The sequence below is a fragment of the Pseudobutyrivibrio sp. JW11 genome (assembly GCF_900115355.1).
GTDB classification, from domain to species: Bacteria; Bacillota; Clostridia; order Lachnospirales; family Lachnospiraceae; genus Pseudobutyrivibrio; species Pseudobutyrivibrio ruminis.
This window is the reverse complement of sequence record NZ_FOWB01000011.1, coordinates 19,561-35,839: the sequence shown is the minus strand read 5'-3', so window position 1 is coordinate 35,839 and position 16,279 is coordinate 19,561. Positions and strand designations below refer to the sequence as shown.

The window sequence follows — 16,279 nt, the reverse complement described above, 5'->3', positions numbered from 1 at the left end:
GGATGTAGGAGGATGTATAAATGTCTAATGTATTATTATCTCCTCAGGAGGAGAGGATTGGAAAAAATAAGGGAAAAGTAAAATTATTAGGTCGCGAACAACGTATATACGATAGCTTTCAAAATTCAAAGTCTGTTGTAGATGTTCAAAGAGCTAAATATTTTACAGAGTCTTTTAAAGAAACAGAAGGCCAGGCATTATCTTTAAGATGGGCCAAGGCTTTATACAACATAGCAGAAAAGATTGATGTAGTAATAGATGAAGATCAGCTAATAGTAGGACGAGGCGGTAAAGTTGGTAAATACGGAATAATATATCCTGAGCTTGATGGCTGTTTCCTTAGACAGTTTGTAAAGCAGGCAAGCAGCAGAGTGGAGTCTCCATTCGAAATTGATGAAGAGGATATAAAAGTAATTGAAAATGAAATCGCACCTTATTGGGAAGGCAAAACTTATTATGAGGATTTTGCACATGCAATGCCAAAGGATGTACTTAAGATTACATATGATCCAAAGGATTTGTTCTCTTCAAGATTTATTCTGAATGAATCCTCGTCAATGCGTTCGGCATTACAGTGGGTTCACGATTATAAAAAAGGAATTGATTTAGGATTTGAAGCTATTAAGGCAGAAGCCAAGACAGCCCTTGAGAACTTAGATGAGTTTGATCCAAAGGATACAGTTGATAAAGCTGAGTTTTATGAAAGCATCATCATCGTAAGTGATGCCATTATTCTGTGGGCAAAGCGACATGGTGATGAAGCTAAAAGACTTGCTGAAATCGAATCAAGTCAGAAAAGAAAGCAGGAGCTTTTGGAAATTGCAAGAATCTGTTACAAGGTGCCAGCAAAACCTGCAGAAACATTCCATGAGGCATTACAGGCACAGTGGTTTATTCAGATGTTCTCTCGTCTTGAACAAAAGACAGGAGCAACAATTTCCAATGGACGTATGGATCAGTACCTATATCCATACTATGAAAAGGATTTAAAGGAAGGCAGAATTACACCTGAAAAAGCAAAGGAATTATTCAGATGCGTATGGCTTGCTATGGCTCAGTATCAGGATTTGTTTGTGAGTCCTGCAGGTGTTAAATTCCATGAAGGATATGCTCACTGGGAAGCAGTAACAATCGGTGGTGTGGATGAAGATGGATATGATGCAACAAATGATTTGTCATATCTTTTACTGGAGGATAAGAGAGAGTTCCAATTAAACTATCCGGATTTAGCAGCTCGTGTGCACGCTGGTTCACCTGAGAGATTTCTTAAGGAAATCGCAATTACCATAAAGGATGGCTCAGGTTTTCCAAAGCTTATTAACGATGAGGAAATTATTCCTATCCTTGTATCGAAGGGAGCGGATTTTGCATCAGCTAACGATTATGCGGTATCAGGCTGTACAGAAGTAAGAATGCCAAATCTTGATACATTTACAACTCCATGCCCTTTCATTAATCTGGCGGCTATTTTAGAGCTGACATTGTACAACGGAAGAATGGCAAAGTATGGAGATGAGCTGTTAACAATAGAGACAGGTGATGTAACCACATTTAAGTCATATGAGGATTTGGAAAATGCATTTGTTGCTCAGGAGAGATATCTTTTAAAGCAGGCTCTCAGACAGCAATTTGTGGCAAACAGAACACGTCCAAAGCATTTTGCTTCTCCACTTGGATCTTCACTTCACAAGCTTTGTATGAAAGCAGGCAAGGATTTGCATAGTGAAAAGATAGATGGCGGATTTGATGCAGGCTTCTTTGATTTTATAGGATTTGGAACCGTTGCTGATTCATTGGCTGCTATAAAAAAATGTGTTTATGAAGATGAAACTATTAGCTGGAGTGATTTACTTCAGGCCCTCAAGGACAATTTTGACGGGGCAGAGCCTATAAGACAGCGTTTATTGAATGCACCTAAGTATGGCAACGATGACGAATACGTCGATTCCATTGCAAAAAGAATTGATAAAGAGGCTGTAAGCTTTGTAAATCAATATGCAAAAAATATAGGAATCTATATGGACTTAAGATATGTATCTCAGTCAGTTAATGTACCATTCGGAACTGTTGTTGGGGCAACTCCAAATGGCCGATTTGCAGGTACTGCATTATCTGATGGTTCGTCAGCTTCCCAGGGAGCAGATGAGCATGGACCTACAGCTGTATTGTTGTCAAACTATCGTACGAAGAATACAAACTATAACAATCGAGCAGCTAGATTGCTCAATATCAAGCTGACACCAGCAAGTGTGGCAGGAGATATTGGAACCAGGAAACTAGTTCAGTTTATAAAGAGCTGGAGAGATTTAAAGCTTTGGCATTTACAGTTCAACATTATAAACAAAGAGACATTGCTTGACGCAAAGGCACATCCAGAAAACTATCGAAGCTTGCTGGTCAGAGTGGCAGGCTATAGCGCATACTTTGTTGAATTGTCGCCAAATCTACAGGACGATGTTGTTAATAGAACTGCACATGATGAGATAGCATAGTTATGAATGAAACAAAGGGATTAATATTTAATATTCAAAGGTTTTCAGTTCACGACGGCCCAGGAATAAGGACCGTCGTTTTTGAAAAGGGATGTCCTTTAAGGTGTAAATGGTGTGCTAATCCTGAATCGCAGATTCCTACACCTCAATTGGCATGGACAAAAAGCAAGTGCATAGGATGTGGCGAGTGCAGTAGATCAAATTTAAAGTGCAGTCCATATTTTTCAGAGGACGAACTGTATTGGGATAATTTAGATGATGGGGATGCAGCTGCCATAGATAAAGTCTGCCCATCGAAGGCGCTACATGTCATAGGTTATGAGACAACTGTTTCTGAGGTGATAAAGCAGATTGATCGTGATTCTATCTTTTATGGTGACGAGGAAGGCGGTTTAACAATCAGCGGCGGCGAACCTTTAATGCAGCCTAAGTTTACATATCAGCTTCTTAGAGAAGCAAAGAAAAATGGAATCAACACAGCAATTGAAACTACTGGTTTTGGGACAACTGCAGATTTCATAAAAATAGCAGGGAAACTGGATTATTTATTGATGGATATAAAGACGCTGGATGACAATATGCACAGAAAGGTTACAGGTGTTAGCAACGAAGTAATCCTGGATAACTTTAATACCATATCAAGAGCATATCCAGATTTGCCTATTCAGGTTAGAACACCAGTTATTCCGGGAGTAAATGATACAGAAGAGGCTATTGGAAGTATTGCAGATTTTATCCGTTGCAAGAACAACGTTAGGTATGAGCTTTTAAAATATCATCGTCTAGGAGAGAGCAAGTATGCTTCCTTACATAGAATGTATCCTATGGGAGATGTAGAACTGTCTGAGGAGACATTTAGAAGGTTAAAGCAGTTTGAGTTCAACAATATAAGCTCACAGTTAGAGGATGAGGGATGGCAAAAAGGGCTTGGAATTTAATAGGTTGCTTTTTTTTCGGCCTATTTAATTAAATAATTTAATCAATTCTAGAATGAAAGGGAAAAGGTGAGGAATATGAAGAAAAAATTATTAGGACTTTTACTAGCAACATCGGTGGTGGCAGCCAGCTTTGCAGGCTGTGGCAATGAATCATCATCTACAAGTGCAAGCGCAGCATCTGCTACAGATGAAGCCACAATCCCAGAGGATATCTCAGGTGAAATCACTTTTGTAAGTGCCAATGACCAAACAGGTGCTTTAGATGAGATGATTGAATCATTTAATAAAGTATATCCAAACGTTGTTGTAAATCATGAAAGTCTCCCAGGAGCAAGTGATGATATTAAAGAAAGTCTTATGACATCTCTTGCAGCAGGAGATTCAAGCCCTGATGTATTTGAGTGTGACATCATTTGGGTTTCACAGTTTGCAGCAGCTGGATGGCTTGCAGATGTGACAGAAGATATTGAACCAATTGCAGATCAGTACCTAGGTGGACCACTTTCAACTGTTTACTACAACGACCGAGCATATGCATATCCAGATTACACAGATGTTGGATTGCTTTATTACAGATCAGACATCATTGATACACCTCCAACAACATGGGACGAGTTGGTGGAGCTTTCAAATGAATACGTTGGCAAAGACGGAATTGAATATGGATATTTATTCCAAATGTTCCAGGGCGAGCCTACAAGCTGCAACATGCTTGAGCTCATCAAACAAAATGGTGGACAGGACTTAGTAAATGGAGAGTTTAAGCTTAATAGCTCAAATTCAGTAGAGTCACTTGAATTTGTAGAAGAGCTTATCTCTTCAGGAGTTTCACCAGAAGGTGTGCTTACTCACAAGCCAGCAGATTCAAGAGCAATCTTTGAAGAAGGAAATGCATTATTTATGCGTAACTGGACAAGTGCTTATGCACTTACTCAGACAGAGGAAGGCAGCCAGGTAGTTGGCAAGGTAGGTGTAGCTGCACTTCCTACAGGACCAAATGGCTCTTCATCATCAGGAACTCTTGGTGGATGGGCATTTGCAGTTAATGCATATTCAGAGCAGACAGAGGCTGCAAAGGCATTTGCTGAATATATGTCTAGCTACGAGGCACAGAAGATTTCAGCTCTCAAGAGAGGAACTTTCCCAGTAGTTTCAGATGTTTACGATGACGAAGAGGTTCTTAGCGAGCAGCCATATATAGCAGCTGTAAAGGATGCAGCTGATGCAGCAGAACCAAGACCACAGGTAAGAGATTACTCTACAGTATCAACTCTCTTTGCTGAGTATATTCACAAAGCACTTACAGGAGAGCTTAGCAACGAAGAAGCGCTTGAAACATTGGATACAAAACTAAACGAGGCATTAGCAGAAATGCAATAAGGAAATAGATTTATGACTAAGACTATAAAAGAAAACTTAATTGGATATTTGAGTATAGCTCCAGCAATTCTATTAATAGGAGGAGTTGGAATTATACCAATACTGATTACATTTACATACAGTTTTCAATATAGGGTTCTAACGGATCCGTTAAATATACATTTTGTAGGACTAGATAATTATATAAAGCTTTTGACGGATCCCTCCTTCTGGGAGGTGTTTAAAAACACTGCAGTGTTTGCAATTTTATCTATGACAGTGGAATTGTTCGTTGGTCTTACAGCAGCATTATTTATGAATAGTGCAAAACGATATGTAGGAATAATAAGAACTATTATATTGATACCTTGGGCAATTCCAGGAATTATCATTGCTTACATGTTTTCATTTATGTTTAATGATCAGCTTAGTGTAATAAATGTAATTCTAGAAGGTCTTGGATTGATAGACAATCCTATTACATTTCTTGCAAACAAGCATTGGGCAATGTTTGTAGTTGTAGTTGCTGATACATGGAAACAGTTCCCATACATAGCACTAATGCTCTTAGCAGGACTTCAAACTATCCCTAAGGAGCTATACGAATCTGCAAGTGTGGATGGAGCTGGAACAATACAGCAATTTTTCAAAATAACATTGCCAAACTTGAAAGGGATTATTCTTATAGTTCTTTTATTTAGAACAATGGGAGCTATCAGAATCTTTGATATTATCTATGGAATTACAGGTGGTGGACCTGCAAATTCTACAGCAACTTTATTATACAAGGCATACAAGTATATTTTCGGAGATATGAATTTTGGACTTGGTTCAGCGATGTCTACCATTATCACATTATTGATAATGATACTTAGCTTTGTATATATTAGAACACTTAAAACGGAGGACTAGATGAAATCAAAATCAGCAATTATAGGTAAGAAGATATTTTATATAGTTGGCTTGCTGGTGTTTATGATAATTATCGTATTTCCGTTTTACTGGCAGGTAATAACATCCATAAAAGATCCGGCAGATATTACTAAGATGCCTACAGAGCTATGGCCAAGTAGATTTTCATTAGATTTATATAAAAGTGTTTTTGTAAATCATCATCTTCAGGTGTACTTGCTAAACAGCATTATTGTTGCTGTAGGCGCCATGTTTCTAACAGTTGTTGTGGCATTTCCAGCAGCTTATGCATTTGTCAGATTCAAGTTTAAATTTAAGAAATTCTGGCAAAACATAATACTTCTTGCAAATATGTTTCCTTTGATAGCAATAGTAACGCCTATGTTTATTATTTTTAGACAGTTACATCTATTAAATACATATCTTGGATTAATACTTCCAAGCGTAATACTTACATTACCAATGGCAATATGGACTTTAATAGCATTCATAAAGACACTGCCATTTGAGCTTGAGGAAGCAGCGAAGATTGATGGAGCAAGAAGAAGAGATGTAATCTTGAAAGTAGTATTGCCGCTATCATTTCCGGGATTATTTACTACAGCAATCATTGCATTTATATCTGCTTGGAATGAGTTTATGTTTGCACTTGTACTTGTTACAAAAGACGAAATGAGAACTGTTCCGATTGCAATCTCAATGTTCCCAGGAGAATACTCAGTCCCTTGGGGGGATATGTCAGCAGCATCAATCGTTGCAACAATTCCAATTATTATTGTGGTTCTTATATGCCAAAAGAGGATTATTTCAGGTCTTACATCAGGAGCAATAAAGGGATAATACACAATTTTGCATTGATATAAATTTCTTTTATAGCTAGTTCTAATTTTATTTAGGAACTAGCTATATTGAAGTGAAAGTCAGCATCTGTTATTATCCTATCAACCTAGTAGGTAATAAGACAATGAGAGGGGGAATTACATGAATTTTAATACTAGACTTCTCCATGAGGGAGTGAAAAAACAGCCTAATGGAGCAACATTTCCTCCTATATTTCAAAGTAGTGCTTTCGCACAAGAATCAGCAGAGGATTTAGCAGGAATTTTTGAAAACAAAAAGATGGGATATTGTTACACTCGAGTGGCAAATCCTACAATCACAGCTTTTGAGGAACGAATAACAAAGCTGGAAGGCGGAATGGCTTCCGTTGCCTGTGCGTCGGGAATGGCGGCACTTTCTATGGCACTTCTCAATATCCTAAAAGCAGGAGATGAAGTGATATCCAGCGCCAGCTTATACGGAGGCACAATCGATTTATTTAGAGATATAGAAGCGTTTGGCATTAATACCAAATATGTAGAAAACAATAACTGGGATGAAATAGAGGCGGCTTTTAGCGACCGTACCAAGGTGGTATTTGCAGAGACCATCGGGAATCCCTGTTTGGACGTAACTAATATTGATAGACTTGCTGAAATAGCACATGCCCATGGAGTACCGTTAATAGTTGATAATACTACTGCAACACCATATTTGATTCGAGCGATAGAGCATGGGGCTGATATTGTTGTTAATTCATCTTCAAAATACATAAACGGAAGCAGCAATTCTATAAGCGGTGTGCTTACAGATAGCGGACATTTTAAATGGGACAAGGAAAAATATTCTATTTTAGGAGAATATTTAAAATTCGGACCAATGGCATATATTGCTAAATTAAGAAACGGACTATATAGAAATATAGGAACCTGTCTTTCTCCATTTAATGCATATTTAAATGTAATCGGTCTTGAGACACTGGGGCTTAGAATGGAAAAGCAGTGCAGCAATGCATTTTTACTTGCAAAGTGGATAGAGGAAACATATCCAGATGTGATTGTTAATTATCCGGGGCTTAAATCTAGTAAATGGAACGATATCGCAAATACGATATTAGACAAAGGTTACGGCGCAATTCTTACTATTAGAGTTGGCAGCAAGGAAAGAGCTTTTGAAATCATGAACAACCTGACAATTCCTTATATATTGTCCAACATAGGAGATACCAAAACACTGGTTGTTCATCCTGCATCAACTATTTCATTGCATAGCACTGAAAAAGAATTGGAAGATGCTGGTGTATATGATGATTTAATTCGTATAAGCGTAGGTATAGAGGATGTTGAAGATCTTATTGAAGACTTCAGAAATGCAATATAAAAGGAGTAGAGATGGCAGAAAAAATTGATTACAAGGCTTTGAAGGCTGGCGGCTTCATGAGTCAAAAACAAAAAGGATATGGTTCTTTAAGACTTGCTGTTGTTGGTGGAAATCTTGATGCAAGTGCAATCAAAACAGTTGCGGAAGTAGCTGAAAAATATGGACATGGTTATGTTCATATGACAAGTCGTCAAGGTATTGAGATTCCATTTATTCACGTAAATGATTTGGAAAAAGTAAAGGAAGAATTACAAGAGGGCGGTGTATACACAGGTGTATGTGGCCCAAGAGTACGTACTATCACAGCGTGTCAGGGCTCTGAAATCTGTCCAAGTGGATGTATAGATACATATACATTGGCCCAGGAGCTTAATGATAGATATTTTGGTAGAGAGTTACCTCACAAGTTTAAGTTTGGCGTAACTGGATGCCAAAACAACTGTCTTAAGGCAGAGGAAAATGATGTGGGTGTAAAGGGCGGCATGACCGTAGAATACAAGGAAGATGCTTGTATTTCCTGTGGCGTTTGCGTAAAGGCTTGCCGAGAAGGTGCACTTACTATGAAGGACGGCAAGGTTGAAATCGACAATGCAAAGTGTAATCACTGCGCGCGTTGCGTAAAGAGTTGTCCTACAGATGCATGGGTAGGCACACCAGGATATATCGTATCCTTCGGTGGAACATTTGGTAACAAGATTCATAAGGCAGAGGAGTTGGTTCCAATCATCCGTGATAAGGAAACACTTTTCCGTGTAACAGATGCTGCAATCGACTACTTCGAAGCTAACGCAAAACCATCAGAACGTTTCCGCGCAACCCTTACTCGCCTGGGCGACGAAGGCTTACGCGAGGTGCTGGATAAGGCTTATCAGGGTAAGTAAACTATTAGATGAGGCAGTAGGCTGCAAGCTCTTAGATTTCTCAAGCGAGACGTGTTGTCGAGCGGAGAAATACTAAGGCTTGTAGCCGTAACTGCCGGATTGGAGGTTTAGTATGAGTGAATTATTAGAATATGATGAGGCGGTAGATATCACAGATAAGGTTTGTCCGTTGACTTTTGTTACTGCCAAGGTCGCAATCGAAGAGCTTGATGACGGTCAGGTGCTAGCTGTCCGCATGAATGATGGCGAGCCAGTACAAAACGTGCCTCGTTCATTTAAAGAGGATGGCCACCAAATTTTAAAGCTTAATGACAATGAGGATGGAACATATACATTGTTTGTAAGAAAAGTGGAGGAGTAAGTATGGCTACAAGAATTTATACAGATGATTTTGAATCAAAGGTACTTGAAAGTGACGTGCCAGTTGTAGTGGATTTTTATTCTGATTCATGCATTACATGCAAAAAGTTGGCTCCAACTCTTTGTGATATTGAAGAGGAGTACGAGGGCAAGCTTAATGTGTTCAAGGTTAATACAAACTATGATACAAAGCTTGTTGAAGAGTATGAAATTAAGGCGAATCCCACACTTATTCTTTTTAAAGAGGGAAAGGCTGTTGGCAAACAGGTAGGTCCAAGAGAGTACGATGAGCTAGTTGAATGGTTAGAAGACTATATTTAATTTATTGGAGGATAATGAAATGACAATCACAGTTGCAGGTGAAAAGAAAGAATATAAGGATGGTTTGACATTACCAGAGCTTATTGAAATTGAGGATGTGGAAACTCCTCAATATGTTACAGTTTCAATCAATGATGAGTTTGTTCCAACAGAAGAGAAAGAGTCTACTATTCTAAAAGAAGGCGATTCAGTTGAGTTTCTTTACTTCATGGGAGGTGGCTGTTAATGGCAATGACAGATGACCAGATTGAACGCTACAGTCGCCACATCATCCTTAAAGAAGTAGGAGCAAAGGGACAGAAAAAACTTTTAAATGCCAGTGTTCTAATTATCGGGGCAGGTGGTCTGGGTGCACCAGCAGCGATGTATCTTGCCGCAGCAGGTGTAGGTAAAATTGGTATCGTAGATGCGGATGAAGTTGATTTATCAAATCTTCAGCGTCAAATTATCCATAGTACTGCAGATATTGGTAAGCCAAAGGTGAAATCTGCAAAGGAAACTATGAACGCCATGAATCCTGATGTTGAAGTGAAAACCTATCATAAGTTTGTGGATTCAACAAACATTCGCGAACTAATTCGTGAATACGATTTTGTTATTGACGGTACTGATAATTTCCCAGCAAAGTTTCTTATAAATGATGCGTGTGTTATGGAAAAGAAACCATTTAGTCATGCAGGCATCATTCGCTTTAAAGGACAGCTTATGACTTATGTCCCTGGGGAAGGACCATGCTATCGATGTGTCTTTAAAAATCCACCACCAAAAGATGCAGTACCAACCTGCAAACAGGCGGGAGTTATTGGTGCAATGGGCGGCGTGATCGGTTCGCTTCAGGCAATGGAAGCAATCAAATATATTGTTGGTGTTGGTGATTTATTAACAGGAAAGCTTCTAACATACGATGCTGTAAACCAGGACTTCAGAAAGATTAAGCTTCCACATGATACAAGCAAATGTCCTGTTTGTGGTGCTAATCCAACAATCACAGAGCTTATTGATTATGAGCAGGAAGTATGTGAGGAAACAGCAGGTAGATTCGAGGTTAAAAATGAAAATAATTAGAATGGATTCTCATTTATATGATGAAATGATAGAATATGCAAAAAAGAATTTACCTGAGGAGGCATGTGGTTTAATTGCCGGTACAGAGAGTGATGATGGTATCAGCATTAAGGAGGTCTATTATTTAGAAAACATCGAGCATGCTTCTGATCATTTTACACTTGATCCCAAGGATCAGATGAAAGCTATTAAAGACATGCGAGCAAAAGATTTAAAACCACTGGGCAATTGGCATTCCCATCCTGAATCACCATCTAGACCTTCTAGGGAGGATATCAAATTAGCATATGACTCAAAGGCTAGTTATATGATTTTATCATTAATGGCAAATTATCCAGTGCTCAACAGTTTTCATATTGAAAATGGAGAAGTTGAAAAAGAGGATTTAAGAATATACACACAAGAATACTATTACTAGGAGAATAATTATGAAACTAACATCAAGAGAAATATCATTTGTAGGATTATTTGCAGCACTTATTGCAGTTGGAGCATTTATTAAAATAGATATACCACTTCCTTTATACACAATGCATTTCACATTCCAGTGGTTGTTTGTGCTTTTGGCAGGATTTATTTTAGGAAAGAAGTTGGGCGCACTTAGCGTTTTAACATATATTTTGGTTGGATTAGCTGGAGTTCCAGTGTTTGCTGCAGGCGGTGGAATAGGATATGTTTTACGTCCAGGCTTTGGCTTTTTGTTAGGCTTTATTCTTGCAGCATACTTAATAGGCTTATATACAGAAAAGCTACAATCAAAAAAACTATTATATCTTATTGTACCAGCTTCAATTGGTCTTATTGCATATTATAGTGTAGGTGCGGTATATTTTTACTTAATAAAGAATTTATATGTTGGTGAGGCCGTATCATTCGCAGTTGTTGTTGTGCAGTATTGTCTTATAACAATCATTCCAGATTTTATTCTTTGCGTAATGGCAGCTAGTTTGTCTGCTCAGCTAATTCCAGCATTTAAAAAGATTGTATTACTAAATGCGCAGGAGCAATAATGAATATTAAAATTGGAACTCGTGGCTCAAAGCTAGCCTTAGCACAGTCAAATTACGTATTAGAAAAGTTAAAAGAAAGATTTCCTGAAAATGATTATGAATTAGTAGTAATCAAAACAACAGGAGATTTGGATCAAAATAGACCCTTGGATGCATTGGGCTCCAAGGGAATTTTTACAGATGAGATTGAAAAGGCACTTTTATCTGGAGAGATTCAGTTGGCGGTCCATTCGATGAAGGATATGCCAGATACTTTGAAGGAAGGGCTTATCTTTGCAGACCCTTGGGACAGGGAGGATGCAAGAGATGTATTGATTCTGAATGATTCTAAATCATTGGATGAACTTCCATCGGGAGCTAATGTTGCAACAGGTAGCAAGCGACGCTCGTATCAGCTTCTTGCACTTAGGCCAGATATCAATATCTTCCCAATAAGAGGAAATATAGACACTAGAATCAGAAAGCTCAGAGAGGGACTTCCTGATGGAACAAAGCTTGATGGAATTGTACTTGCAGCAGCGGGATTAAAACGTTTAGGTTTGGAATCGGAAATATCTCAGTATGTAAGTATACAAGACATGATTCCCGCACCAGCTCAAGGCACACTGGCTATTGAACTAAAAGCAGATAATGAAGAGCTTTTGAAGATGGTTAACTCTTTCTCGGATGAAGTAATACGAAATATCACATATTTAGAGCGAGGATTTCTAAAGAAAATAGGTGGCGATTGCCATTTACCAATAGGGGCATATGCTAGTGTTACGGATACAGGCTATGAGCTTAGGGCTTTGTTTGGCACAGAGGATGGAAGCAAAATAGCAGAGACTGTTGTGTCAGGAGAAAAAGCTACAGAAGAAATGATTGATAAGGCTGTAAGAGATATAAAAAGACAGCTGGAGGAATAGAATGTCAGAACTAAACAAAGTAGTTTTGGTTGGAGCAGGTCCAGGTGAGTGGGGCCTGCTTACTTTAAAAGGAGCAGAATACTTAAAAAGAGCAGACTGTGTTATTTACGACAGACTCCTTAATAAAAAGTTTCTGGAAATGACACCTGATGGGTGTGAGAAGATTTTTGTTGGAAAAGAAAATCATAATCATACCATGAAGCAGGAGAATATAAATGAGCTATTATATGAGAAATCTAAAGAGTATAACCTTGTCGTTCGCCTAAAAGGTGGTGACAGTTATGTTTTTGGAAGAGGAGGAGAAGAAGCTTTATACCTTTTAGAGAGAGGTGTAGATGTTGAGGTGGTTTCTGGTGTAACGTCACCTATAGCAGCTCTTTCTGCAGCAGGCATTCCAATTACACATAGAGGATTGGCAAAAGGCTTTCAGGTTATAACGGCTCACAGTAGAAAAGATGAGGCTGCGGATATTGATTACAGTCAGCTTCTGGAGGAGGATGTTACCCTTGTATTTTTGATGGGGTTATCACATGTTGGTGAAATAGCAGAAGGGCTAATTAATGCCGGACGTTCTCCGAAGACTCCAGCGGCAGTTATTTCTAATGCTACCACTAATAAGCAAAAGAAATGTGTTGGGACTTTAGCTGATATATCGGATTTGGTTGAAAAGGCTAATCTTGTTTCCCCATCTATAATTGTGGTGGGAGATGTGGTTGCTATGTCAGATAGACTGTCTTTATTTGAAAAGCGCCCATTATTTGGCAAAAGGTATTTTCTCCCAAAGATTATAGGATTTAATTACGGTTTCGGTGAGAAGTTTTCGTATGAGAAAACTAATAAGTTGGAAGAGCAGCTGATACAATTAGGCGCTCAAGTTTACACTGTAGATAGTGGAAAGATTGTTCCATTAGAAATTGATCTAGGTTTCTTAGAATTAACTCAGCCAAGTGATTACATTGTGTTTACCAGTGCAAATGGTGTAAAGGCTTTCTTTTATAATTTATATGAGGTTTGCCAAAAAGACATCAGAAGTATTGGTCCTGTTAAAATAGCTGCCATAGGAGCAAAAACTGCGTCGGCTCTAGAATCTTTTGGGGTGAGAGCAGATGTGATATCAGAAGCACAAAATGGCAAAGATTTGGCTCTGAAAATAAGCGAAAAAATAGTAAGTGGCGGTAGAGTATACTGGCTGTGCGCTTCAAATATGTCAGAGGATTTCGAGGCAAATCTTGATAATAGAATTCCATTAAACAAGATTCCTGTATATAAAAACGAAAAGCTTGAAGTCTCTATTACTGATAGTGACTTAGAAGAAATATCATCCTATGATGGTGCAGTGTTTACAAGCGCCAGTAATGCATTGTTTGGAGCTGAAGTTTTAGGAGATAAGATGCCACAGCACATTTTTGCAATAGGAAATGCATGTAAACGTGCCATAGCAGCTAGGTATGACAACATCTCGGTAGCAGAGATTTCTTCTTATGAAGGACTACTTGATTTGATAAAAAATTATACTATTAGCACTCATTGTATATGAGTGCTAATTTTTTATTGACTTTGATTTTTCCCCGTATTATCATACTCATTAGTGAATAAGTGCAGTAACTAACAAGCTATAATATTTCTTAAGCGAAGCATTCTTCTGCTGAGCGTAGAAATCATTATGCTTGTTAGTGTAACTGCACGTAGGTTAACAAAGGAGTGATTAAAATGGGTAACAAAAAAGGTAGTTTATCAATTACAAGTGAAAATATTTTTCCAGTGATCAAAAAGTGGCTATACTCAGATCACGACATTTTTTATAGAGAGCTTATTTCAAACGGATGTGATGCTATCACAAAGCTTAAAAAGCTTGATATGATGGGTGAGTACTCACTTCCTCTTGATTATAAGGCAAAGATTCAGGTTATCGTAAGCCCTGAGGACAAGACACTTACATTCATTGATAATGGTCTTGGTATGACAGCTGATGAAGTAGATGAGTATATCAATCAAATTGCTTTCTCTGGCGCTACAGATTTCCTTGAGAAATATAAGGACAAGGCTGATTCAGATCAGATTATTGGTCACTTTGGTCTTGGATTCTATTCTGCATTTATGGTAGCTGATGAAGTACACATCGATACACTTTCATACAAGGATGGCGCTACAGCAGTTCATTGGGAATGCGATGGCGGCACAGAATTCGAAATGGGCGATGGTGATTGGGACCAGGTAGGTACTAAAATCACATTATTCTTAAACGAAGATTGCCTCGAGTTTGCTAATGAATACAGAGCTCGCGAGGTCATCGAAAAGTACTGTTCATTCATGCCTACAGAGATTTTCCTTTCAAAGAAGGATGCTCCAGAAGAGTATGAGACAATCGATGCAGCTGACAAGCTCGATACAGATAAAGTTATTGAAGAAATCCATGAGGATGCTAAATTCGAAGAGAAGGAAAAGGAAGACGGCACCAAGGAGCAGGTAGAGGTTTCTCCTGCAAAGGACAAGCTTAAGATTGTAAAGCGTCCAGTTGCATTGAATGAGACACATCCACTTTGGACAAAGAATCCATCTGAATGTACAGAGGAAGAATATAAGGCATTTTATCGTGATGTATTCCATGATTACAAAGAGCCACTTTTCTGGATTCACCTCAACATGGATTATCCATTTAACCTTAAGGGTATTTTATACTTCCCTAAGATTAACACTGAGTATGATTCAATCGAAGGTACAATCAAGCTCTACAACAATCAGGTATTCATCGCTGATAACATCAAAGAAGTTATTCCTGAGTTCTTAATGCTTTTAAAGGGTGTTATTGATTGTCCAGACCTTCCACTTAATGTATCACGTTCTGCACTTCAGAATGATGGATTCGTTACAAAGATTTCTGAGTACATTACTAAAAAGGTTGCTGATAAGCTTACTGGTATGTGCAAAACAGAAAAAGAATCTTATGAGAAATATTGGGATGATATTGCTCCATTCATCAAGTTTGGCTGCTTAAAGGATAATAAGTTCTGCGATAAGATGAACGACTACATCCTCTTCAAGGATATCAATGATAAATACATCACTCTTCCAGAGCTACTTGTTAAGGAAGAGGAAAAAGCCACTGATGAAAATGGCGAAAAGGTAGAAGCAGAAGTTGTTGATGAAACAAAGGATGCTGATGATAATAAAGAGCCAGAGGATACAAGAAAGACTGTATACTATGTAACAGATGTTGCACAGCAGGGCCAGTATATCAATATGTTCAAAGAGCAGGGTATGAATGCTGTAATCCTTGATCATGCAATAGATACTTCATTTATTACTCAGCTTGAGCAGAGAAATGAAAACTACAAGTTCTGCAGAATCGATGCTGATGTTACAGATTCTATGGTTGAGGAAACATCTGAGGACGAGCTTAAGTCTGAAACAGAGACACTTACAGATGTATTTAGAAAAGCTCTCAACAACGAAGGCCTTGAAGTAAAGGTTGAAAAGTTCAAGAACAAGGATCTTTCTTCTATGATTACAGTATCAGAAGAGAGCCGTCGTATGCAGGATATGATGAAAATGTACGCTATGGGCGGCATGGATATGAGCATGTTTGGTTCAGCTTCTGAGACACTTGTACTTAATGCAAACAATGACTTAGTTAAGTACATCCTTAATAACAAGGATTCAGAGAATGTTCCTACATTTGCAGCTCAGCTTTATGATTTAGCAAAGATTGCAAATGCACCACTTTCACCAGAAGCTATGACAGAGTTTGTTGCAAGATCTAATAAGATCATGATGTTATTAACAAAATAGTAGATTGAAAACTTGCATAGATTTATAACGGTAGGCGTATAAGCCTGC

General features: G+C 38.3%; 16 protein-coding genes. All 16 read left to right on the top strand.

Annotated elements, in window-relative coordinates; genetic code table 11:
- Positions 1 to 20 precede the first annotated feature (20 nt).
- The 16 genes from hpsG (at position 21) to htpG (ending at position 16,231) form a co-directional block, all read left to right on the top strand.
- Positions 21 to 2,492 carry a (2S)-3-sulfopropanediol dehydratase gene (gene hpsG / locus BM102_RS10145; protein WP_090481662.1) on the top strand — a complete coding sequence of 824 codons (2,472 nt, stop codon included), beginning with the start codon at positions 21 to 23 and terminating at the stop codon, positions 2,490 to 2,492.
- A gap of 2 nt (positions 2,493 to 2,494) precedes the next feature.
- Positions 2,495 to 3,430 (top strand): glycyl-radical enzyme activating protein, encoded by a 936-nt coding sequence (locus BM102_RS10140; protein WP_090481659.1) that lies wholly within the window; start codon positions 2,495 to 2,497, stop codon positions 3,428 to 3,430.
- A 75-nt stretch (positions 3,431 to 3,505) separates the two neighbouring features.
- The gene (locus tag BM102_RS10135; RefSeq protein WP_090481656.1) at positions 3,506 to 4,810 is read left to right on the top strand and encodes an ABC transporter substrate-binding protein; all 1,305 of its coding nucleotides are present in this window, start codon (positions 3,506 to 3,508) and stop codon (positions 4,808 to 4,810) included.
- A gap of 12 nt (positions 4,811 to 4,822) precedes the next feature.
- Entirely contained in the window at positions 4,823 to 5,701 is an 879-nt protein-coding gene (locus BM102_RS10130; RefSeq protein WP_090481653.1) for a carbohydrate ABC transporter permease, read from the top strand.
- Positions 5,702 to 6,541 carry a carbohydrate ABC transporter permease gene (locus BM102_RS10125; protein ID WP_074791341.1) on the top strand — a complete coding sequence of 280 codons (840 nt, stop codon included), beginning with the start codon at positions 5,702 to 5,704 and terminating at the stop codon, positions 6,539 to 6,541.
- Between the two features lie 141 nt (positions 6,542 to 6,682).
- Positions 6,683 to 7,900: an O-acetylhomoserine aminocarboxypropyltransferase/cysteine synthase family protein gene (locus BM102_RS10120; protein ID WP_090481651.1), complete on the top strand. Its 1,218-nt coding sequence runs from the start codon at positions 6,683 to 6,685 to the stop codon at positions 7,898 to 7,900.
- Positions 7,901 to 7,911: 11 nt separating this feature from the next.
- Complete coding sequence (locus BM102_RS10115) at positions 7,912 to 8,781, top strand: 4Fe-4S binding protein (protein ID WP_090481648.1); 870 nt, start codon at positions 7,912 to 7,914, stop codon at positions 8,779 to 8,781.
- Between the two features lie 112 nt (positions 8,782 to 8,893).
- The gene (locus BM102_RS10110) at positions 8,894 to 9,142 is read left to right on the top strand and encodes a sulfurtransferase TusA family protein (RefSeq protein ID WP_074791347.1); all 249 of its coding nucleotides are present in this window, start codon (positions 8,894 to 8,896) and stop codon (positions 9,140 to 9,142) included.
- A gap of 2 nt (positions 9,143 to 9,144) precedes the next feature.
- Complete coding sequence (locus tag BM102_RS10105) at positions 9,145 to 9,462, top strand: thioredoxin family protein (protein ID WP_090481645.1); 318 nt, start codon at positions 9,145 to 9,147, stop codon at positions 9,460 to 9,462.
- A 19-nt stretch (positions 9,463 to 9,481) separates the two neighbouring features.
- On the top strand, positions 9,482 to 9,688 hold the full coding sequence (gene thiS, locus BM102_RS10100; protein ID WP_074791351.1) for a sulfur carrier protein ThiS: 207 nt from the start codon (positions 9,482 to 9,484) through the stop codon (positions 9,686 to 9,688).
- Positions 9,688 to 10,527 (top strand): thiazole biosynthesis adenylyltransferase ThiF, encoded by an 840-nt coding sequence (gene thiF, locus BM102_RS10095; RefSeq protein WP_090481642.1) that lies wholly within the window; start codon positions 9,688 to 9,690, stop codon positions 10,525 to 10,527. The genes thiS and thiF overlap by 1 nt, the downstream gene beginning before the upstream one ends.
- A complete protein-coding gene (locus BM102_RS10090) occupies positions 10,514 to 10,945 on the top strand; it encodes a M67 family metallopeptidase (protein WP_090481639.1) in 432 nt (143 codons plus the stop codon). Before thiF ends, BM102_RS10090 begins: the two co-directional genes overlap by 14 nt.
- 10 nt (positions 10,946 to 10,955) lie before the next feature.
- A complete protein-coding gene (locus BM102_RS10085) occupies positions 10,956 to 11,537 on the top strand; it encodes a biotin transporter BioY (RefSeq protein WP_090481636.1) in 582 nt (193 codons plus the stop codon).
- Positions 11,537 to 12,442: a hydroxymethylbilane synthase gene (gene hemC, locus BM102_RS10080; protein ID WP_090481633.1), complete on the top strand. Its 906-nt coding sequence runs from the start codon at positions 11,537 to 11,539 to the stop codon at positions 12,440 to 12,442. The genes BM102_RS10085 and hemC overlap by 1 nt, the downstream gene beginning before the upstream one ends.
- 1 nt (position 12,443) lies before the next feature.
- Positions 12,444 to 13,979: a uroporphyrinogen-III C-methyltransferase gene (cobA, locus tag BM102_RS10075; protein WP_090481630.1), complete on the top strand. Its 1,536-nt coding sequence runs from the start codon at positions 12,444 to 12,446 to the stop codon at positions 13,977 to 13,979.
- A gap of 173 nt (positions 13,980 to 14,152) precedes the next feature.
- Positions 14,153 to 16,231 carry a molecular chaperone HtpG gene (gene htpG / locus BM102_RS10070; RefSeq protein WP_090481627.1) on the top strand — a complete coding sequence of 693 codons (2,079 nt, stop codon included), beginning with the start codon at positions 14,153 to 14,155 and terminating at the stop codon, positions 16,229 to 16,231.
- Positions 16,232 to 16,279 lie beyond the last annotated feature (48 nt).